This window comes from Agromyces sp. Y782 (assembly GCF_059445405.1).
The window spans coordinates 1,296,862-1,315,641 of the sequence record NZ_JCAIUG010000001.1; the positions used below are offsets into that span (position 1 = coordinate 1,296,862).

Sequence of the window (18,780 nt, forward strand, 5' to 3'; positions counted from 1 at the left end):
CGCTAGGCCTGCTCGGCGAGGAGGTCGGCGATGATCGTCTCGAGGATCGAGGCGTCTTTCAGCTGGCCGAGCACGCGCGCGGCGACCTTGCCGTCTTGGTCGAGCACGATCGTGGTGGGCACTGCGGCCGGGGGCACGCGGCCGGCGAAGGCGAGCTGCGCCGTGCCGCTCCCGACATCGAGGATCGACGGGTAGGTGATGCCGTGGTCCTGCTCGAAGGATGTCGCGTTCGCGGGCTGATCGCGCACGTTCACGCCGACGAAGCTCACCGCGTCGGCGTCGGCGCCTTCGTAGACCTCCTGCAGGATCGGCGCCTCGACGCGGCACGGCGCACAGCCCGCGTACCAGAAGTTGACGACCTGCACCTTGCCCGCGGCATCCGCCGAGTCGAAGCTCTCGCCCTCGACGGTCTCGCCGCTGAACTCGATGGGCTCACCCCGACCGTCGACGTCGTACACCGTGATCGTGCCGTCGCCCGCGATGTAGTTCTTGCCGCTGCCCTCGCGGAACTGGTCGGCGAGCGGATCGCTCGTGCACCCCGTCAGCAGCAGCGCGGACGCCACGACCACCGCCGTCATCGACCAACGCCTGCGCATCACACTGCTCCTACATCCGTGGCCTCGGCGGAGAGCCCCGCCGCGGGGTCCGCGTATCCGACCTCGACGAAGCGATCCCCGCGGCGCTCGAACGACGTGATGCTCGAGAGCGCACAGCGTCGGCGACGGGGGTCGTGCGAGAGCGAGAGTCCGGCAAGCCGTCGGTGCACCATCCAGATCGGCAGCTGGTGGCTGACGATCACGACGTCTCCGCCGTCGGCGGCCTGCCAGGCGTCGCCGATCGCGGCGAGCATGCGGTCGGCGATCGAACGGAACGGCTCGCCCCAGCTGGGCTCCCACGGGTTCACGAGCAGCGGCCAATTGCGGATGTCGCGGAGCGCGCCGTCTGGTCCGTGCATGCGCTTACCCTCGAAGCGGTTCTCAGGTTCGATCACCCGCTCGTCGAGCGTCGGTTCGAGGCCGAACGCCGCGGCGACGGGTTCGGCCGACTGCTGTGTGCGCTGCAGCGGCGAGGAGACGAGGGCGTGCACCGGGCGATCGCGTGCGACGAGATCGTCGGCGGCGGCCTGCGCCATGCGACGACCGAGATCGGAGAGGCCGTAGCCGGGAAGTCGACCGTAGAGCACGCCCTGGGGGTTGAACACCTCGCCATGGCGCACGAGGTGGATCTGCTCGGCCGGCACGGCTTCCAGTCTAGAGAGCCGTTCCCTTTGAATCCGCCGAGTGAATCCACCGACCGCTGCCCGGCCGGGCGCCTGAAACCCCCACAGGTAGGATGGTCGATCGTGAGCACCCGCACCCTCGTCAAGAATCTCGCCGCCCTCCCCGACGGCCCCGTCACCGTGTCCGGATGGGTCGAGACCGTGCGAGATCAGAAGAAGGTGCAGTTCGTCATCCTTCGCGACGAGACCGGTGCGGTGCAGCTCGTGAACCCCGCGACGCGGGAAGTCGACCCCTCGCTCACCGAGCCTGCCGAAGTGTCCGCGGCATCCGCTCGCCTCGCGACGACCGAGGCCATCTCGGCGCTCTCGCATGGCTCGTTCATCACCGTGACGGGCGAGCTGAAGCACGACGAGCGCGTCAAGCTCGGCGGCCTCGAGGTGAAGATCGCCTCGCTCGAGGTCGTCACCGAAGCCAACCCCGAGACGCCGATCGCGCCCGATTCGAGCCTCGACAAGCGCATGGATTGGCGCTTCCTCGACCTGCGCAACCCCAAGCAGGCCCTCATCTTCCGCATCCAGACGACGTTCCTGCACGCGTTGCGCGGCGTGTGGGTCGAGAAGGGGCTCATCGAGATCCACACGCCGAAGCTCATGGCCTCGGCGTCGGAGTCCCGTGCGGAGCTCTTCGAGGTCGAGTACTTCGAGACCAAGGCGTACCTCGCGCAGAGCCCCCAGTTCTTCAAGCAGATGGCGCAGGCGGCCGGCTTCGGCGGCGTCTTCGAGGTCGGGCCCGCGTTCCGCGCCGACCCGTCGTTCACCTCGCGGCACGCGACCGAGTTCACCTCGATCGACACCGAGATCAGCTGGATCGACTCGCACGAAGACGTCATGGCGCTGCATGAGGAGCTCATGGTCGCGGGCTTCGAGGCCGTCGTCGCCAAGCACGGCGCCGAGATCGCCGAGCTCTTCGGCATCGAGCTGCAGGTGCCGTCGCGGCCGTTCCCGCGCATCCCGCTCGCCGAGGCGAAGCAGATCGTGGCCGACCGCGGCTACGTGATCCCCCGCGCCGACGACGACATGGACCCCGAGGGCGAGCGCCAGATCTCGGCCTACGTCAAAGAGGCGTTCGGGCACGACTTCGTGTTCCTCACCGACTACGCCTCGAGCATCCGGCCGTTCTATCACATGCGCCACGAGGGCGACCCGAGCCTCACGAACTCGTACGACCTCATCTACAACGGCGTCGAGATCTCGACGGGCGCCCAGCGCGAACACCGCATCGACGTGCTCACCGCCCAAGCCCTCGACAAGGGCATGGACCCTGAAGAGCTCGAGTTCTACCTCGACTTCTTCCGCTACGGCGTGCCCCCGCACGGCGGCTTCGGCATGGGCCTCGCGCGCGTGCTGATGCTCATGCTCGGCGAGCAGTCGATCCGCGAGACGACCTACCTCTTCCGCGGCCCCACGCGCCTCCTCCCCTAGCCCCCCCCCCCCCCCGAACTAGCCGCTGATGTCGCACGAACTGCTCGCAAGTGACCGCATCGACGACGATTCGTGCGACTTCACGGGCTTGGTGCCGGGCGGGATGGGGGCAGTGGCAGGGTCAGCGATGGGGGCGTCCAACCGCGCGCGATCAGGGCTTGGCGTACTCGCTCGAGTCGCAGTTTTCGGGCTCGACCACGATGGCGTTTGGTGAAGCGCACGTTGCGCCAACCGATTCGAGCGAGGTCGTCGAGCCGATCGACGTCGCGCGAATATTGGCGGTCTTCGGTGCGGTGTTGTTCCCCGTCGTACTCGGCGAGCACCCGGTACTCCGGGTAGGCGAGGTCACCGATCGCACACAATCGACCGGACTCGTCGAAGATCGGCAGGTTGACGACCGGTTCCGGCAGGCCGTACTCGATGAGGTCGAGTCGCAACTTCGTCTCTTCCGGTGAATCCGTTCCGGCGCGTACGCGCAGCATCGCCACGGCCAGTGCGCGGTGACCACGGCGACCTGCGTGACGTATGACCGCAGCCCGCATCCGCTCGACTGTCGAGATCGGGCGTTGCCGACGGAGCATGGAATCCCCGGCGACGACGAGATCGCGGGGGGTCGCCGTCGAAGCGAGCTGGCACCAAGCGTCTTCTGGTGAGACGATCCGCCATCCGTGCCACGTGCCGGTCCTCGTACCACCGGTACGCAGTCGATGACCGCGCACACCGCGCGCCCGGGGAATCGGGTTCGGCGCGAAGTCGGCGACATCCACCGCATCGATCTCGTGACTCGCCGGCACGACGATGCCGAAGAGCCGACATGCGGTGGCGTGGCTGAACACTTGCCCCGGCCGCATGATGAGCTGCTTCGCCCGGCATCGCGCTTCGAAGCTGATCGCGTCGGCTTGCACCCGAACTCCGTGGAATGGCCGTGCGAGATCGCTGCCGCGGAGCCGGCCCGCGCCGACGCCTGCGGCGACCGCCTCGGAGATCGTGAACGCCCGAGACGTGAACTCATCGGGCAGTGGCGTGTACGCTCGCATCCGCTCAGCCTGACCGAGTGCGCGCATCAGGCCCGGCGTGCACGCCAATCTGAGCGGACCCCATCCCACCCCCAGCCTGTGGAGGCGCACCCGCCCGCCCCGCCCGTCGGCGCGCCCCGCGTCGGCGCGCCGCCCACCGCCCGCGCGAGTGATGTCGCACGAACTGCGCCCACGCCCGCGAGATGCGGTCAGTTCACGCGACATGACGTGTGCCAGGCAGTCAGCTCGGCGCCGGGCCGACGCGAGTCGTAGGCTCGGGGCATGGTCGAGACGACAGCCATGGTCCGCATCGACGGCGGCACGTTCCGCATGGGTTCCGCGGAGTTCTACGCCGACGAGGGTCCCGTGCACGAGCGCACCGTCGGCCCGTTCGAGATCGAGCTGCACCCCGTCACGAACGGGCAGTTCGCCGAGTTCGTCGAGGCCACTGGCTACGTCACGGTCGCCGAGCGCCCGCTCGACCCGGCCGACTTCCCGGGTGTCGACGCGGCCGACCTCGTGCCCGGGGGGCTCGTCTTCACGCCGACCGATGGGCCGGTCGACCTGCGCGACTGGCGGCAGTGGTGGCGGTGGGGTGAGGGCGCGAGCTGGCGTCATCCGTTCGGCTCCGAGTCATCCGTCGACGACCGGCCCGCCCACCCGGTCGTGCAGGTGAGCTTCGCGGATGCCTCGGCGTACGCGGAATGGGCCGGCAAGCGCCTGCCATCCGAGGCCGAGTTCGAGTTCGCCGCCCGCGGCGGACTCGAGGGTTCGCGGTTCGCGTGGGGCGACGAGGAGTTCCCCGACGGCAAGCTCATGGTCAACCGCTGGCAGGGCTCGTTCCCGTACCGCAACACCGGCGCCGAGGGCTGGGCGGGCACCTCTCCCGTGATGACGTTCCCGGCGAACGGGTACGGCCTCTTCGATGTGACCGGCAACGTGTGGGAATGGACCACCGACTTCTACACCGCCCGCCACAACCGGCCCGGCGTCGAGGCGGTCGACGCCGAACGGCGCCCCAACCTGCTCGCCGCGGCATCAGCCGAACCCGGCTCCCGCATCCCGCGCCGGGTGCTCAAGGGCGGCTCGCACCTGTGCTCGCCCGACTACTGCCTGCGCTACCGCCCGTCGGCCCGCTCGCCCCAGGCCGACGACACGGCGACGACCCACATCGGGTTCCGCTGCGCCCGCGACGCAGGCTGAGCCAGCCATCACCGGGACGTGCTGCGCCCGCGACGCAGGCTGAGCCAGCCATGACGGGGACCCGCTGCGCCTTCGAACTGAGCGGGCTTGCCCCCGCGAGAAGCCCTCGAACGGCCACTCTCGAACCCGCCGCAAAGCAGAGTTGCGCTGACCCCTTGAGACGCCCGGGAACTGTCATACCGAATCAGCGACAACACTTGCAGGCGGGCCGGCGGGCAGGGGCATGCGGGCGGTCATCCGGGCGGACCGGCATGCGGGCGGGCACGGGAATGGGCGAACACGCGCGCGCGAGCGCTGCGCTCAGCCGATCTGGTGCCTTCCGGCGACCGCGTCGTCGAGCGTCGGATAGGCGCGGCCCTCGCGCTCGAGGTTCGCGAACCAATCCCCGCGCCGCGCGAGGTCGGCCGCGGCCTCAGGCACGGCCGCGACCCTGAGCTCCACCCCTTGGTCGGCGAGCTCACGCTCGAGGTCGGCGAGGGTGTCGAGCACCGTGATCGAGACGATCACGAGTCGTGCGAGTTCGAGGGCGACGACGCGGATCCCTTCGCGATCAGCCACCGCGGCGAGCACCGCGTTCTCGTTCGCGAGCACGTTCGCCGTGTACAGAGGGCCCATGAGTCGCACGGGCAGCACCCCATCGACCGGCTCCTCCACATCGACGCGCAGCTTGTTGAGTTCGCGCAGCACCACCGTGAGGGTCGCGACGACTCCGACCGCGACCGCGATGAGCAGCCCCGCGGTGAGCCCGACGACGGCGGTCGACACCGCGATCCAGAAGTCGGCTCGACTGATGCGCCAGAAGCGCACGAGCGAGCGGATGTCGATGAGCCCGGCCACGGCGACGAACACAATCGCCGCGAGCGTCGCTTGCGGTAAGAGGCTCAACACGGGTGCGAGGAACAGGGCGACGAGCAGCGCGAGCAGCACCGTCACGATCGAGGAGAGCTGACTCTTCGCCCCCGCGCCTTGGTTGACCGCGCTCTGCGAGAAGCCGCCGGCGGCGGGCAGCACCTGGAAGAAGGAGCCGATGGTGTTGGCCGCGCCGGTTGCGAAGAGCTCCTGGTTGCTGTCGACCTGCGCTTCGCCGGGCTTGCGGATGGTTCGGGCGACCGCCGCGGACTCGAGGAACGCCATGACGGCGATGCCCAATGCACCCGGCAGCAGCGCACCGAGGTTCGCGAACGATGGCAACTCTGGTGCCGGAAACCCCTGCGGGACCGTCGCGATGCGTTCGACCCCGGCGTCGTGAAGACCGGTGAACGCCATGAGGAGGATGCCCGCCGCAACCACGATGAGCGGCCCCGGCACCCGCGGTGCGAACCGCTTCAACACCACCAGGGTCGCGATCGACCCGAGCGACAATGCGATCGTCGGCCCGTTCGCCGCGCCGACCGATTCGCCGACGGCGATGAGCGAACTGATGAACCCGTGCGCCGAGACATCCGTCGTCTCACCGAGCAGTTTCGGCAATTGCCCGGCGGCGACGGTCGCCCCGACGCCGATCTGGATGCCGACGATCGTCGCCTTCGAGATGTTCTCGACGAGGGAGCCGAGCTTGAAGAGCCGGGCGATCAGGAGGATGACGCCGACGAGCAGCGTCAGCGCCATGAGGTCGGGCACGGGGTCGTTGGAGCCCGCGGCCACGCCGGCCGAGACGAGCGTCGTGGCAGACAGCGTCGCAATCGTCGACGTCGTCGACACGCTCATCGCCCGTGAACCGCCGAGCATCGCGTAGACGAACAGCGGCACCATGCATGAGTAGAGCCCGACCTGCACGGGCAGGTTCGCGATCGTCGCGTACGCCATCGCCTGCGGGATGACGACGGCTCCGGCGGAGAGCCCCGCGAGAACGTCGGCCCCGAGCCATCCTCGCTGATAACCCTGCAGCGTGGGGAACCACCATCGCCGACGGGCCGCGGTCGCGGTCGCGCGGGTCATCCGCCGGCCGGCTCGGGGAAGACCGTCGACCAGTCGCGCTTCACGCTCACGACCGTGAAGTCATGATCGGATGCCGCGGCCCGCATCGGACGTCGCCCGATGCGGGTCCAGATGCGCACGGGCTTGACCGGGCCCGTGCAGGCCAGGTCGGGAGTCGGCAATGACGAACGCTGCACATCGCACTTCTTGCTCACAGACAGCCCCTCCGTCTGGCCGGGCGCCGGCGAGCAGCGAATGCCCCCTCGATCACCCTTCCCGCTCAGAAGCCGTCGCCCCCGGCGGCTTCGCCTCCACCGTGTCACAGCAGGCGCGACAAGACAATGGCGAGACAGTGAGCCATCGGCGCCACGCGGATGACACGACGGTCAGAGCTGGCCGCCGGGCCGCACGGTCGAACGCAGGTCCCGAGTGGCCGGTCCCTCGATGAGCCCGCCGGATGCCTCGAAGCGCGAGCCGTGCAAGGGGCAGTCCCACGTGTGCTCTGCGTCGTTCCACTGCACGACACCGCCGAGGTGCGTGCAGATGGCCCGTACCGCGCACGTCTGCCCATCGACCGTCGACACCCCGACGGGCACCCTGCCGCGCGAGGCCACGACCCCCGCGCCTTCGGGCGGCCGCCGCACCGGTGTCGCATGCGCCTCCGCATGCGCCCATCCGGCGGCGAGTTCGCGCGCGACCTTCGCGTTCTCCGAGATCCCCCGCCCGAGATCGGCGGGCATGGTCGGCCGGGTGCCGAGCGTGCGAATCCACGGCCGCTGCTCGCGCCACGGCTCGCCGAGGATCTCGGCGGAGATGCGCAGCGCAGCAGCCACGCCGTTCGTCAGGCCCCACTTCGCGTACCCCGTCGCGAGCCAGACGCGACCGCGACCGCGAGGCATCCACCCGGCGAAGGGAATGAGATTCAGCGATTCGTAGTCCTGCGCCGACCAGCGGTGGGTGAGCTCGGCACCGGGGAAGTGGCGCTGCGTCCACTGCACCAGATCGTCGACACGTGCGGCCGCCGACTCGACGCGCCCGACCGGGTGCTCGTTGCCGCTGACGATGAGCTGCAGCCCCGCGGCGCTGGACTCCGGATGCGTCGGCGCTGTTCGCACCGAGCGTGTCGGCGCATCGACGGAGAGGAAGAGCCCGGGCGGCGGCGGATCCCCGACGCGGAACGAGGCGATGTACGAGCGCGAGTGCCGCGTCTTGGCGAAGTAGAGTCCTCGGTCGAGGATGGGCGTCGCGGTGGCGACGACGACGTCGCGTGCCCGCAGCGCGCCGTCGTCGGTCTCGAGCACGACGGGATCCGACGCGTGCACGTCACGCACCCGCAGACCGGTCATGAGCACGCCTCCGGCCTCGACGAACGCGCGAGCCAGCTCGAGCACGAGCTGGTACGGGTCCAAAGCGAGCTGCCTCTCGAGGGCGACCGCCCCGGCGAACGGGAACTGCACCGGCATCCGTTCGATCATCTCGACCGGCAGCCCGGCTTCGCGCGCCGCATCGAACTCGGCGAGCACCGTCTTCAGACCACGCTCCGACTGCGCATAGCTGTACGCCGGTTCGGTGGCGAATGGCAGGTCACGTTCTCCGACGAATTCGGCGATCCAAGCCTGCCCGTCGAGGTTCGCCTCGACGTAAGCTCGCGTGACCTTCGCCGAGTGCGAACGGCGGATGCGCTGCAGCCTCGCGCCCTGCAGCACGCTGGCCTTGCCCGTGTTGGCACCCGATGCGAGCGCCGCGACCTCCGTCGCCTCGACGACCACCACGGTTCGGCCCGCGCGCTGGAGCATGAGCGCGGTCGAGAGGCCAGTGATGCCGGCGCCGACGACCGCCACGTCGACGGTCCCGGCCGGGATCGACCGGCCGGCGGTGAGCGCCGTCGGCTCTGCGTCTGCGCCTGCGTATGCCGCGGCCTTCCAGTAAGAGGAGGTCATGCCGCCAGTCAAGTCCGGGTGGGGTGGCCCCGCAACGGGCTTGACTGATCCCCGAATGACGGTAGGGCGATTCAGTCGGCGAGCAGCGCCGTCTTCAGTCGCACCGGGTCGATGCGCCAGTAGTTGTGCACGACGCCGTCGATGAGAAGCACGGGGATGTCCTCGGCGTACTGAGCCCGCAGGCCCTCGTCGTCGAGGATCGAGAGCTCATCGAGGTCGATCCGCGGCGCGGCATCCGCCGTCTCGATCTTGGCCATCACGCCCTGCACGACTCCTCGTGCGTCGTCGCAGAGGTGGCAGCCGGGCTTGCCGATGAGGGTGAGGCGGATGTCGCGAGCCATGCTTCGATCGTATGCGGGTCTCGAGACGTCGTCGCCGTGCCGCCGTGATCTGCACGATCACCACGACCTTTTGCGCTCGCACGACCTTCTGTATCGGCCGTGACCCGCCGAAAGGTCGTGGCGCCGCCCGGGTACAGCGAAAAGCGCCAGGCCTAGGGCCTGACGCTCAGCCTGTAGTGCGAAGGACTACTTCTTGTTGCGACGCTGGTGACGCGTCTTGCGAAGCAGTTTGCGGTGCTTCTTCTTCGCCATGCGCTTGCGGCGCTTCTTGATGACGGAACCCATCAGAACCTCACAGAAAAGATCAAGTCGGTCGCGCGTGCCGCGGCCGGTGGCCAGAAAGCCTCGGGGTAGTCTACCGGATTCGCGCGGTCGCCCTCGCCCGATGAGTTACCGTCGAGGGATGCCGCACCACGACATCGTCATTCGCACCACCCGGGAATCCGACTGGCAGGCCGTGCGGGCGCTGCGTCTCGAGATGCTGCGGGACTACCCGTTGGCCTACGGCGAGACCCTCGCGGCCGCCCTCGACGTCGAGGAATCGGTCTGGCGGCTTCGCGGCGCGCGCGGCACGACGGCGGGCCAGACCTCGATCGTCGCGATCGACGGCGAGCGCTGGATCGGGCACATGGGCGGTTATATTCCGGATGCCACGTCGGGTCCGTTGCTCGTCGGCGTGTACGTCGCTGCCGACTACCGGGGTGACGCCGCGGGCGTCTCACGCCGGCTGCTCGACGCCGTCGAGGACTGGGCGCGCGGCTTCGGCGACACCCTTCGGCTCGAGGTGCACGAAGACAACCCCCGGGCGATCCGGTTCTACGAGAAGCTCGGGTTCACTCACACAGGCCGCAGCCGCGAATACGATCTGGACCCCGGCGGTCTCGAGCTCGAGATGATCAAGCCGCTGCGATGATGCCGACCTGCAGGTTCAGCCTGCCGAAGCCCATTACGGCAGACTGACGGCATGGACTTCGTCGACATCTTGCTCATCGTCGCGATCGTCGGCACCGGGCTCGTCGCCGGCGTCTTCTTCGCGTTCTCAGGGTTCGTCACGCAGGGCATCGGCCGCCTGCCCGCTGCGGATGCCGCACGGGCCATGCGGGAGATCAACGTGACCGCGGTGCGGGCCCCGCTCATGCTCGCGATCTTCGGCACCGCCCTCGTCGTCGCGGTGCTCGCCGTGCTCGCCTTCCTCGGCGAGCCCGAGGGCGCCACGTGGTGGTCGGTCGCGGGCGCTGCGCTCTACCTCGTCGGCGTCGTGGGCGTCACTGGCGGCGCGAACGTGCCGCGCAACAATCGGCTTGCTGCGCCAGCAGACACGGATGCCGCGGCGCTCGCGGCGGCATGGCAGGCCTTCCGCCCGGGGTGGCTCGCGTGGAATCACGTGCGCACGCTCACCTCGACGGCCGCAAGCCTCGCGTTCGTGCTGGCCCTCACCCTCGCCGGATGAGCGGCCACGCTGGTCGAGCAGCGAGCGCAGCGAGAGTATCGAGCCCCTCGGGCTCGCTACCGGCGTTTCTTCGGTCCGACGACCGCGGTGACCTGGTGAGCGGTCTCGGCGAACGCCTTGCCGATGGCGGCCGCGAACGCGAACTGCTCGGTGTTCAGCGGCACATCATCGTGCGCCCCAACGCCCGCGAGCGTGGCAGCGTCAGCCGCGGCATCCGTCGACACGAATGGAATCAGCCAGTCTTCGAGTGCCTCGAGCGGCGTGCGGTCGAGCTTGTAGTACCGGTGCTGACCCTCTTCGCGCACCGCCACGAGACCCGACTCGCGCAGCACCTTCAGGTGCTTGGAGACCGTCGGCTGACTCGCGCCGAGCGCGGTCACGATCTCGGACACACTGATCTCGCCGCCCGAAGATGGCACCGCGCCTTCACGCTCGAGGAGAACGGCGAGGATGTCGCGCCGCGTCGAGTCCGCCACCACGTCGAAGATGTCCGCCATGCCCCAAGGCTAGTCACTCACGGCGGGGAGTACCATGACTCACGCGTTCGGTGACGGCACAGAGGGGGCTCGATGCGCGCACAGCCGATGAGTCGTCTTGGTCGTGTCGACCGCCGGTCCTCGCTCGGCAAAGTACGCGACGCGGTCGACGGGCTCATGAAGCACTCCCCGTCGCGATTCGCGATTCTCATCTTCGCCGCACTCATCGTCGTGTTCACCGTGTTGTTCTCGCTCCCGATCGCGAGCGCCGACCGCCAGATCACGCCGTTGCACGATGCCGTGTTCACCGCGGTGTCGGTCATCTGCGTCACGGGCCTCGCGACCGTCGACATGGCCACCCACTGGTCGCCGTTCGGCAACGCACTCGTGTTCATCGGCGTCAACATCGGCGGCGTCGGCGTGCTGACCCTCGCGTCGATCCTCGGCCTCGTCATCTCCCGGCGGCTGGGCCTCCGGGCCAAGCTCATCGCCGCGAGCGACTCGAACCCCTCGCGCATCCACGTCGGCCCGGTCTCCGAACGGCAGGCCGTTCGCCTCGGCGAGGTCGGCGGGCTGCTCGCGACGGTCGCCATCAGCGCCCTCGTGATCGAGGTGACGATCGCGATCGGCATGATCCCGAGCATGCTCGCTGCGGGCTACGACGCCTGGCACTCGTTCTGGTACAGCTTCTACTACTCGGCCATGGCGTTCACGAACACGGGCTTCAACCCGAACCCCGGCGGTCTCGAGCCGCTCATCGGCGACTACTGGTTCCAATCGCTTCTGATGCTGGGCGTCTTCCTCGGCAGCCTCGGCTTCCCCGTGATCTTCGCGCTGGCCCGGGCCTGGCGGCATCCGCATCGCTGGAGCGTGCACGTCAAGCTCACGCTCACGACGACCACGATCCTCTTCGTGCTCGGCGCAGCGATGTTCCTGCTGCTCGAGTACGGCAATCCCAAGACCTACGGGCAGCTCGACGCCGGACCGACGGTCTTCCAATCGTTCTTCATGTCGATGATGACGAGATCGGGCGGCTTCTCGACGATCAACATGCACGACCTCAACGGGTCGAGCCTGCTCGTCTCCGACATGCTCATGTTCATCGGTGGCGGATCGGCGTCGACCGCCGGCGGCATCAAGGTCACGACGCTCGCCGTGCTCTTCCTCGCCGCATTCGCCGAAGCGAGAGGCGCGCCCTCGATGGAGGCGTTCGGCCGACGCATCCCACGCGACATGCTGCGGCTGTCGGTCAGTGTCGTGCTCTGGGGTGCGACGATCGTGGCCGTCTCCTCGATCGCGATCCTGCAGATCACGAAGCAGCCGTTCGACTACGTGCTCTTCGACGTCATCTCGGCGTTCGCCACGTGCGGCCTGTCGACCGGCCTCACGGCCGAACTGCCGCCAGAGGGCGTTTACGTCATGGCGGCCACGATGTTCATGGGGCGGGTTGGTACAGTGACACTCGCCGCGGCCCTGGCGGCGAGCCAGCGCCGGCAGTTGTTCAAGCGTCCGGAAGAGAGGCCCATCGTTGGTTGATCGAATCAGGCACGACGCCCCAGTGCTCGTGATCGGCCTCGGCCGGTTCGGCGCCGCCACCGCGGGCCAGCTCGACCGGCTCGGTCGCGAGGTGCTCGCCGTCGACGAGAGCGAAGCGCTCGTGCAGAAGTGGTCGGAGCGGGTCACGCACGCCGTCGTCGCCGATGCGAGGTCGATCGATGCGCTGAAGCAGATCGGCGCGCAGGACTTCTCGATCGCGGTCTGCGCGGTCGGCTCGTCGATCGAGGCATCCGTGCTCATCACCGCCAACCTGGTCGACCTGAAGATCCCGCAGATCTGGGCGAAGGCGATCTCGGCCTCGCACGGAAAGATCCTGCAGCGTATCGGCGCGAACCACGTGATCTACCCCGAGCGCGAGGCCGGCGAGCGCACAGCGCACCTCGTGAGCGGGCGCATGCTCGACTTCATCGAGTTCGACGACGACTTCGCCCTCGTGAAGATGTACCCGCCGAAACCGATCCGCGGCAAGAACCTCACCGAGTCGGGAGTGCGGTCGAAATACCGCGTGACCGTCGTGGGTGTGAAGAGCCCCGGCAAGCCCTTCACCTACGCGACCGAGAACACCGTGGTCTCCAACCACGACCTCATCATCGTGTCGGGTACCGAGGGCGACATCGAGCGGTTCGCCGCGCTCGAGTGACCCGCGGGCCTCGTCAGCGTCGAGTCGAGCGGATGCCGCCCGCGGCGGCCGCTCGTCAGCCGACGAACATCAGCACGAGGCCGATGACCGCCGCGAGCACGGCGATGCCGATGAGCACGATGCCGACGATGCGGAGCACCCGGCGACCCGTCGGCGGCTCGTGGAGTCGCAGCCGATACGGCTCCCGCTCCTTGTAGTAGGCCGGCTCCTCCTCTGGGCGGGTCACGTGCGCCCGCTCCTCTGCGCTGAGCATCCGCGACTGGAAGCCGTCGTCGGTGAACCACCGCACGACACTGCCGACCTCGCCGCCGTTCCTGTCGTCGCCGTCACTGTCGATGACGACGGCCTCGGTGCGAATCCAACGACCGTCGGCCAGTCGGATGAGCAGCGCCAGCAGCAGGCACACGAGCCCTGCGGCGAGCGCGAACCATCCGATCACCTCGCTGATGACCGAGATGGTGTCCGCCGCATCCATGAGGCAAACGTAGCGCCCGCCGGGCGCCGACGAGCGCGCGCGGGCTCGCGCCGCGCCGAGGGCCTTCGCTCAGTCCTTCGGTGGTGACGAGTGACCAGACCGCCGCCGTGAACGTGCGCCACCTGCCGGGGCCGTGAGCGCCGCATTCGGATCGACGGACGACCCGTTAGGGACTCGTGAGGATCAGCGCCGGGGCATCCGCCCGGGTGTTGCATCGCAAGTGCAGCGAAAATGCTGCCCGCTCGCCGCGCTTGTGGCCCGCGGCCTCCCGAATCTGGAGTCTTCGTGCTCGACGTCGTCTACCTTCTCGGCATCATCGCCGTGTTCGTACTCGTCGGCCTCATCGCCAGAGGGGTCGAGAAGCTGTGATCTTCTTCGAACTCCTCGCTGCCGCGTTGGGTGTCGCCGCTGTGGTGTACCTCGTGTACGCCCTCGTGAAACCTGAGCGGTTCTGATGGGCGTGCTGTTCGCCGTGCTGCAGGCGGCCACCCTCGCCCTGATCCTCACGCTCATCTACCGCCCCCTCGGCGACTACATGGCTCGCCTCTACTCGAGCGACCGCGATTGGAAGATCGAACGCGGCCTCTACCGCCTCATCGGCGTGGACCCTCGCGCCGAGCAGTCGTGGCCCGCCTACCTGCGCGCCGTGCTCGCGTTCTCGGTCATCGGCCTGTTGTTCGTCTACGTGCTGCAGCGCGCCCAGGCCGTGCTGCCGTACTCGCTCGGCCTGCCGGCCGTTCCCGAGGGCCTGTCGTTCAACACCGCGGCGTCGTTCGTGGCGAACACGAACTGGCAGTCGTACTCCCCCGAACTCACGATGGGCTACACCGTGCAGCTCGCTGGCCTCGCGGTGCAGAACTTCGTGTCGGCCGCCGTCGGCATCGCCGTCGCCATCGCCCTCGTGCGCGGCTTCGCCCGCCGCGGCTCGGGCACGATCGGCAACTTCTGGGTCGACCTGTTCCGCGGTTCGTTCCGACTGCTGCTCCCGCTCTCGGTGATCGGCGCGATCGTGCTCCTCATCGGCGGCGTCGCGGCGAACTTCAACGGCTTCACCGAGATCACGACGCTCGCCGGCAACTCGCAGAAGGTCCCGGGCGGCCCCGTCGCCTCGCAAGAGGTCATCAAGCTGCTCGGCACGAACGGCGGCGGCTTCTTCAACGTGAACTCCGCGCACCCGTTCGAGAACCCCACCGCGTGGACGAGCCTCTTCCAGAACGTGCTCATGCTCGCGATCCCATTCGCCCTGCCGCGCACCTTCGGCAGGATGGTCGGCTCGAACAAGCAGGGTTACGCGATCCTCGCCGTCATGGCGACGCTCTTCGTCGTCTCGCTCGTGGCGCTCAGCGCGCTCGAGGCGGGCGGCAACGGCACCGCCCCCGAGCTCGCCGGCGGTGCGCTCGAGGGCAAGGAAGCGCGTTTCGGCATCTTCGGCTCGACCCTGTTCGGCTCGACCTCGACGCTCACCTCGACGGGCGCCGTCAACTCGATGCACGACTCGTTCACCGCGATCGGCGGCATGATGCCGATGCTCAACATGATGCTCGGCGAGGTCGCTCCCGGCGGCGTCGGTTCGGGTCTCTACGGCATGCTCGTGCTCGCGGTCATCACGGTGTTCGTCGCGGGCCTGTTGGTGGGTCGCACGCCCGAGTACCTCGGCAAGAAGATCGGGCCGCGCGAGATCAAGCTCGCGAGCCTCTACATCCTCGTCACGCCGACGCTCGTGCTCGTGGGTACCGCGCTCTCGTTCGCGATCCCCGCGATCCGGGCCGACGTCGAAGCGACGTCGATCTGGAACCCGGGCATCCACGGCATGAGCGAAGTGCTCTACGCCTTCACGAGCGCGTCGAACAACAACGGCTCGGCCTTCGCCGGACTCACGGCGAACACGCCCTGGTTCAACACGGCGCTCGGTGTCGCGATGCTGCTCGGCCGGTTCATCCCGATCGTGTTCGTGCTCGCCCTCGCCGGATCCCTCGCGGCGCAGGACAAAGTACCCGCGACCGCCGGCACCCTCCCCACCCACCGGCCGCAGTTCGTCGGCCTCCTGGTCGGTGTGACGGTCATCGTGACCGCCCTCACCTTCTTCCCCGTTCTCACGCTGGGTCCCCTGGCCGAAGGGCTGAACTGAAATGTCCACCATCACCGAACAACCCGAGACCGGGCACACCCCGCGTCCGATGGGTTCACCCTCGAAACGCGCAACCGGCGCCTTCGGCCCCGCCCAGATCGCGCAGGCCCTGCCCGGAGCGTTCAAGAAGCTCGACCCTCGGCTCATGTGGCGCAACCCCGTCATGTTCATCGTCGAGATCGGCGCCGTGCTCACCACGGTGCTCGCGATCGCCGAGCCGCTGCTCGGCGGGCCGGGATCCTCGGGCGGCACCGCCGTACCGCTCACCTTCACCTGGGGCATCGCCGTGTGGCTCTGGCTCACCGTGCTCTTCGCGAACCTCGCGGAGTCGGTGGCCGAGGGCCGCGGCAAGGCGCAGGCCGACACCCTGCGGCAGACCCGCACGTCGACGACCGCCCACCTCATCACGAACTACGACGAGGCGACGGATGATCTCGAAACGGCGCTGGCGCGCCTACTCGATCCGGCGGCCGCAGCCGAACGCACCCCGGTCACCGAGGTCTCCTCGGCCGACCTGAAGCTCGGCGACGTTGTCGTCGTGACCGCCGGGCAGCTCGTGCCGGGCGACGGCGACATCGTGTGGGGCATCGCCTCCGTCGACGAGTCCGCCATCACGGGCGAGTCGGCGCCGGTCGTTCGCGAATCGGGTGGCGACCGCTCGGCCGTCACGGGCGGCACGCGAGTGCTCTCGGACCGCATCGTCGTGCGCATCACCTCGAAGCCGGGTGAGACCTTCGTCGACCGAATGATCGCGCTCGTCGAGGGCGCATCACGCCAGAAGACGCCGAACGAGATCGCGCTGAACATCTTGCTTGCGAGCCTGTCGATCATCTTCGTGATCGTCACGCTCACGCTCAACCCGATCGCCTCGTACGCGGCGACCAAGGCCTCCATCCCGGTGCTCGTCGCCCTCCTCGTGTGCCTGATTCCGACGACGATCGGCGCATTGCTCTCGGCGATCGGCATCGCCGGCATGGACCGGCTCGTGCAGCGCAACGTGCTCGCGATGTCGGGCCGTGCCGTCGAAGCGGCCGGCGACGTGACGACGCTCCTGCTGGACAAGACCGGCACCATCACGTACGGCAACCGTCGTGCGAGCGAGTTCGTGCCGATGCCGGGCGTCGACATCACCGAGCTGGAGCAGTCAGCAGCACTGTCGTCCCTCGCCGACCCGACGCCCGAGGGCGCCTCGATCGTCGAGCTCGCGGCGGAACGGGGCATCCGCTTCACTACCGCCCCTGAAGGCGAGGTCGTGCCGTTCACCGCGCAGACCCGCATGTCCGGGCTGGATCTTCCCGACGGATCGAGCATTCGCAAGGGCGCCGGTTCAGCGGTCATCGCGTGGGTCGAGGCATCCGGTCGCATCGAGTCGTCGACGCTCGATGAACTGGAGCAGCGCGTCGAGGTGATCTCGAACGGCGGCGGCACCCCGCTCGTCGTCGCCGCGAAGGACAGCTCGGGCGAGGCGCGCCTGCTCGGCGTCGTGCACCTCAAGGACATCGTGAAGGACGGGCTCACCGAACGGTTCGCCGAGCTCCGCGCGATGGGCATCCGCACCGTGATGATCACGGGCGACAACCCGCTCACCGCCAAGGCCATCGCTGCCGAGGCCGGCGTCGACGACTACCTCGCCGAGGCCACGCCCGAAGACAAGATGGCGCTCATCAAGCGCGAGCAGGCGGGCGGCAACCTCGTCGCGATGACCGGTGACGGCACGAACGACGCCCCGGCGCTCGCGCAGGCCGACGTCGGCGTGGCGATGAACACGGGCACGTCGGCCGCGAAAGAGGCCGGCAACATGGTCGACCTCGACTCCGATCCGACGAAGCTCATCGAGATCGTGCGCATCGGCAAGCAATTGCTCATCACCCGCGGCGCACTCACGACGTTCTCGATCGCCAACGACATCGCGAAGTACTTCGCGATCATCCCGGCGATGTTCGCCGGGATCTTCCCGGGACTCGCGGTGCTGAACATCATGCAGCTGCACTCCCCCGCCTCGGCGATCCTGTCGGCGATCATCTTCAACGCGCTCGTGATCGTGGTGCTCATCCCACTCGCGCTGCGCGGCGTGAAGTACAAGCCGGGCGGAGCCTCCGCGATCCTGAGCCGCAACCTCCTGATCTACGGCCTCGGCGGCATCATCGCCCCCTTCATCGGCATCAAGCTGATCGACCTCGTCGTCAGCCTCATCCCCGGGTTCTGAACCCACCCGCTGGTCGAGTAGCGAGCGCAGCGAGCGTATCGAGGCTTGGCACTCGGTCTCGATACGGCCCTGGCGGGCCTACTCGACCAGCGAGAACTTCGAAAGGAAACCAACACCATGAGCTCCACTCGCACCACGGTCCGCACCCACTGGGTGGCGGTTCGCGCGATGCTCATCTTCACCGCCGTGCTCGGCGTCGCCTACACGCTCGTCGTCACGGGCATCGGCCAGCTCGTACTGCCGGCACAGGCGAACGGCTCGCAGGTCACGACCGACGGCGAAGTCGTCGGCTCGAGCCTGATCGGCCAGTCGTTCACGGATGCCGAGGGCGCACCGCTGCCCGAATGGTTCCAGTCGCGTCCGTCGGCCGCCGGCGACGGTTACGACGGCGGCGCCTCGAGCGGCAGCAACTGGGGACCCGAGAACGCAGACCTCATCGCCGCGATCGGCGCGCGCAGAGCCCAGGTCGCCGAGTTCAACGGAGTCTCCGAAGCGGATGTCCCTGCCGACGCGGTGACCGCCTCGGCCTCGGGTCTCGACCCGCACATCAGCCCGGAGTACGCCCGCCTCCAGGTGGCGCGCGTGGCCGCGGAGCGCGACCTCGCCGAAGCCGACGTCGAGGCGCTCGTGGAGTCTAGGATTCAGGCACGGGACCTCGGTTATCTGGGCGAGCCGACCGTGAACGTGCTGCAGCTGAACCTCGCGCTCGCCGAGCTCGGCTGAGGAGGGC

The 18,780-nt window shown here is 68.7% G+C and carries 21 protein-coding genes; 11 read left to right on the forward strand and 10 right to left on the reverse strand.

Annotated features, from left to right (window positions below):
* Positions 1 to 2: 2 nt before the first annotated feature.
* Positions 3 to 596, reverse strand: coding sequence for a TlpA family protein disulfide reductase (locus tag AC1C2S_RS05980; RefSeq protein WP_495351614.1), 594 nt, complete (start codon positions 594 to 596; stop codon positions 3 to 5).
* Positions 596 to 1,240: a histidine phosphatase family protein gene (locus AC1C2S_RS05985; protein WP_495351615.1), complete on the reverse strand. Its 645-nt coding sequence runs from the start codon at positions 1,238 to 1,240 to the stop codon at positions 596 to 598. The genes AC1C2S_RS05980 and AC1C2S_RS05985 overlap by 1 nt, the downstream gene beginning before the upstream one ends.
* A 102-nt stretch (positions 1,241 to 1,342) precedes the next feature.
* Here AC1C2S_RS05985 and aspS point away from each other — a divergent pair, with 102 nt between their 5' ends.
* Complete coding sequence (aspS, locus tag AC1C2S_RS05990) at positions 1,343 to 2,701, forward strand: aspartate--tRNA(Asn) ligase (RefSeq protein ID WP_495351616.1); 1,359 nt, start codon at positions 1,343 to 1,345, stop codon at positions 2,699 to 2,701.
* 80 nt (positions 2,702 to 2,781) lie between these two features.
* Here the strand turns inward: aspS and AC1C2S_RS05995 are convergent, their stop codons facing one another.
* Positions 2,782 to 3,738 carry a putative endonuclease domain-containing protein gene (locus tag AC1C2S_RS05995; RefSeq protein ID WP_495351617.1) on the reverse strand — a complete coding sequence of 319 codons (957 nt, stop codon included), beginning with the start codon at positions 3,736 to 3,738 and terminating at the stop codon, positions 2,782 to 2,784.
* 261 nt (positions 3,739 to 3,999) lie between these two features.
* Here AC1C2S_RS05995 and AC1C2S_RS06000 point away from each other — a divergent pair, with 261 nt between their 5' ends.
* Positions 4,000 to 4,920, forward strand: coding sequence for a formylglycine-generating enzyme family protein (locus tag AC1C2S_RS06000; protein WP_495351618.1), 921 nt, complete (start codon positions 4,000 to 4,002; stop codon positions 4,918 to 4,920).
* A gap of 300 nt (positions 4,921 to 5,220) precedes the next feature.
* Here the strand turns inward: AC1C2S_RS06000 and AC1C2S_RS06005 are convergent, their stop codons facing one another.
* From AC1C2S_RS06005 to AC1C2S_RS06025, 5 genes are all read right to left on the reverse strand, one after another.
* Positions 5,221 to 6,858, reverse strand: a complete 1,638-nt coding sequence (locus AC1C2S_RS06005) for a SulP family inorganic anion transporter (protein WP_495351619.1) — start codon at positions 6,856 to 6,858, stop codon at positions 5,221 to 5,223.
* Positions 6,855 to 7,052 carry a hypothetical protein gene (locus AC1C2S_RS06010; protein WP_495351620.1) on the reverse strand — a complete coding sequence of 66 codons (198 nt, stop codon included), beginning with the start codon at positions 7,050 to 7,052 and terminating at the stop codon, positions 6,855 to 6,857. The genes AC1C2S_RS06005 and AC1C2S_RS06010 overlap by 4 nt, the downstream gene beginning before the upstream one ends.
* 171 nt (positions 7,053 to 7,223) lie before the next feature.
* A complete protein-coding gene (locus AC1C2S_RS06015; RefSeq protein WP_495351621.1) occupies positions 7,224 to 8,777 on the reverse strand; it encodes an FAD-dependent oxidoreductase in 1,554 nt (517 codons plus the stop codon).
* A 71-nt stretch (positions 8,778 to 8,848) separates the two neighbouring features.
* Positions 8,849 to 9,118, reverse strand: a complete 270-nt coding sequence (locus AC1C2S_RS06020) for a glutaredoxin family protein (RefSeq protein ID WP_495351622.1) — start codon at positions 9,116 to 9,118, stop codon at positions 8,849 to 8,851.
* A 186-nt stretch (positions 9,119 to 9,304) separates the two neighbouring features.
* Positions 9,305 to 9,403: a 30S ribosomal protein bS22 gene (locus tag AC1C2S_RS06025; RefSeq protein ID WP_003792170.1), complete on the reverse strand. Its 99-nt coding sequence runs from the start codon at positions 9,401 to 9,403 to the stop codon at positions 9,305 to 9,307.
* A gap of 118 nt (positions 9,404 to 9,521) precedes the next feature.
* Between AC1C2S_RS06025 and AC1C2S_RS06030 the strand changes: the two genes are divergently transcribed.
* Complete coding sequence (locus AC1C2S_RS06030) at positions 9,522 to 10,031, forward strand: GNAT family N-acetyltransferase (protein ID WP_495351623.1); 510 nt, start codon at positions 9,522 to 9,524, stop codon at positions 10,029 to 10,031.
* 51 nt (positions 10,032 to 10,082) lie between these two features.
* Entirely contained in the window at positions 10,083 to 10,568 is a 486-nt protein-coding gene (locus AC1C2S_RS06035) for an anthrone oxygenase family protein (RefSeq protein WP_495351624.1), read from the forward strand.
* 56 nt (positions 10,569 to 10,624) lie between these two features.
* Here AC1C2S_RS06035 and AC1C2S_RS06040 read toward each other — a convergent pair whose 3' ends face one another.
* Entirely contained in the window at positions 10,625 to 11,065 is a 441-nt protein-coding gene (locus AC1C2S_RS06040) for an ArsR/SmtB family transcription factor (RefSeq protein ID WP_495351625.1), read from the reverse strand.
* A 72-nt stretch (positions 11,066 to 11,137) separates the two neighbouring features.
* Between AC1C2S_RS06040 and AC1C2S_RS06045 the strand changes: the two genes are divergently transcribed.
* Together AC1C2S_RS06045 and AC1C2S_RS06050 are read left to right on the forward strand one after the other, a co-directional pair.
* Entirely contained in the window at positions 11,138 to 12,580 is a 1,443-nt protein-coding gene (locus AC1C2S_RS06045; protein WP_495351626.1) for a TrkH family potassium uptake protein, read from the forward strand.
* On the forward strand, positions 12,573 to 13,241 hold the full coding sequence (locus AC1C2S_RS06050) for a potassium channel family protein (protein WP_495351627.1): 669 nt from the start codon (positions 12,573 to 12,575) through the stop codon (positions 13,239 to 13,241). The genes AC1C2S_RS06045 and AC1C2S_RS06050 overlap by 8 nt, the downstream gene beginning before the upstream one ends.
* 55 nt (positions 13,242 to 13,296) lie before the next feature.
* Here the strand turns inward: AC1C2S_RS06050 and AC1C2S_RS06055 are convergent, their stop codons facing one another.
* A complete protein-coding gene (locus tag AC1C2S_RS06055) occupies positions 13,297 to 13,716 on the reverse strand; it encodes a hypothetical protein (RefSeq protein WP_495351628.1) in 420 nt (139 codons plus the stop codon).
* A gap of 231 nt (positions 13,717 to 13,947) precedes the next feature.
* Between AC1C2S_RS06055 and AC1C2S_RS06060 the strand changes: the two genes are divergently transcribed.
* From AC1C2S_RS06060 to kdpC, 5 genes are all read left to right on the forward strand, one after another.
* Complete coding sequence (locus AC1C2S_RS06060; protein WP_495351629.1) at positions 13,948 to 14,085, forward strand: hypothetical protein; 138 nt, start codon at positions 13,948 to 13,950, stop codon at positions 14,083 to 14,085.
* The gene (locus AC1C2S_RS06065; RefSeq protein ID WP_022891167.1) at positions 14,082 to 14,171 is read left to right on the forward strand and encodes a potassium-transporting ATPase subunit F; all 90 of its coding nucleotides are present in this window, start codon (positions 14,082 to 14,084) and stop codon (positions 14,169 to 14,171) included. Before AC1C2S_RS06060 ends, AC1C2S_RS06065 begins: the two co-directional genes overlap by 4 nt.
* Positions 14,171 to 15,844, forward strand: a complete 1,674-nt coding sequence (kdpA, locus tag AC1C2S_RS06070) for a potassium-transporting ATPase subunit KdpA (protein ID WP_495351630.1) — start codon at positions 14,171 to 14,173, stop codon at positions 15,842 to 15,844. Before AC1C2S_RS06065 ends, kdpA begins: the two co-directional genes overlap by 1 nt.
* 1 nt (position 15,845) lies before the next feature.
* Positions 15,846 to 18,050, forward strand: a complete 2,205-nt coding sequence (gene kdpB, locus AC1C2S_RS06075; RefSeq protein ID WP_495351631.1) for a potassium-transporting ATPase subunit KdpB — start codon at positions 15,846 to 15,848, stop codon at positions 18,048 to 18,050.
* Between the two features lie 117 nt (positions 18,051 to 18,167).
* Positions 18,168 to 18,773: a potassium-transporting ATPase subunit KdpC gene (kdpC, locus tag AC1C2S_RS06080; protein WP_495351632.1), complete on the forward strand. Its 606-nt coding sequence runs from the start codon at positions 18,168 to 18,170 to the stop codon at positions 18,771 to 18,773.
* Positions 18,774 to 18,780 lie beyond the last annotated feature (7 nt).

Coding starts and splice junctions, on each gene's coding strand:
- AC1C2S_RS06025 (WP_003792170.1), bottom strand. CDS start 9,403: ATGGGTTCCGTCATCAAGAAGCGCCGCAAGCGCATGGCGAAGAAGAAG.
- AC1C2S_RS06005 (WP_495351619.1), bottom strand. CDS start 6,858: ATGACCCGCGCGACCGCGACCGCGGCCCGTCGGCGATGGTGGTTCCCC.
- AC1C2S_RS06035 (WP_495351624.1), top strand. CDS start 10,083: ATGGACTTCGTCGACATCTTGCTCATCGTCGCGATCGTCGGCACCGGG.
- AC1C2S_RS06045 (WP_495351626.1), top strand. CDS start 11,138: ATGCGCGCACAGCCGATGAGTCGTCTTGGTCGTGTCGACCGCCGGTCC.
- AC1C2S_RS06030 (WP_495351623.1), top strand. CDS start 9,522: ATGCCGCACCACGACATCGTCATTCGCACCACCCGGGAATCCGACTGG.
- kdpB (WP_495351631.1), top strand. CDS start 15,846: ATGTCCACCATCACCGAACAACCCGAGACCGGGCACACCCCGCGTCCG.
- kdpC (WP_495351632.1), top strand. CDS start 18,168: ATGAGCTCCACTCGCACCACGGTCCGCACCCACTGGGTGGCGGTTCGC.
- AC1C2S_RS06020 (WP_495351622.1), bottom strand. CDS start 9,118: ATGGCTCGCGACATCCGCCTCACCCTCATCGGCAAGCCCGGCTGCCAC.
- AC1C2S_RS06000 (WP_495351618.1), top strand. CDS start 4,000: ATGGTCGAGACGACAGCCATGGTCCGCATCGACGGCGGCACGTTCCGC.
- AC1C2S_RS06040 (WP_495351625.1), bottom strand. CDS start 11,065: ATGGCGGACATCTTCGACGTGGTGGCGGACTCGACGCGGCGCGACATC.
- AC1C2S_RS06060 (WP_495351629.1), top strand. CDS start 13,948: ATGCTGCCCGCTCGCCGCGCTTGTGGCCCGCGGCCTCCCGAATCTGGA.
- AC1C2S_RS05995 (WP_495351617.1), bottom strand. CDS start 3,738: ATGCGAGCGTACACGCCACTGCCCGATGAGTTCACGTCTCGGGCGTTC.
- AC1C2S_RS05980 (WP_495351614.1), bottom strand. CDS start 596: ATGCGCAGGCGTTGGTCGATGACGGCGGTGGTCGTGGCGTCCGCGCTG.
- AC1C2S_RS06015 (WP_495351621.1), bottom strand. CDS start 8,777: ATGACCTCCTCTTACTGGAAGGCCGCGGCATACGCAGGCGCAGACGCA.
- kdpA (WP_495351630.1), top strand. CDS start 14,171: ATGGGCGTGCTGTTCGCCGTGCTGCAGGCGGCCACCCTCGCCCTGATC.
- AC1C2S_RS06055 (WP_495351628.1), bottom strand. CDS start 13,716: ATGGATGCGGCGGACACCATCTCGGTCATCAGCGAGGTGATCGGATGG.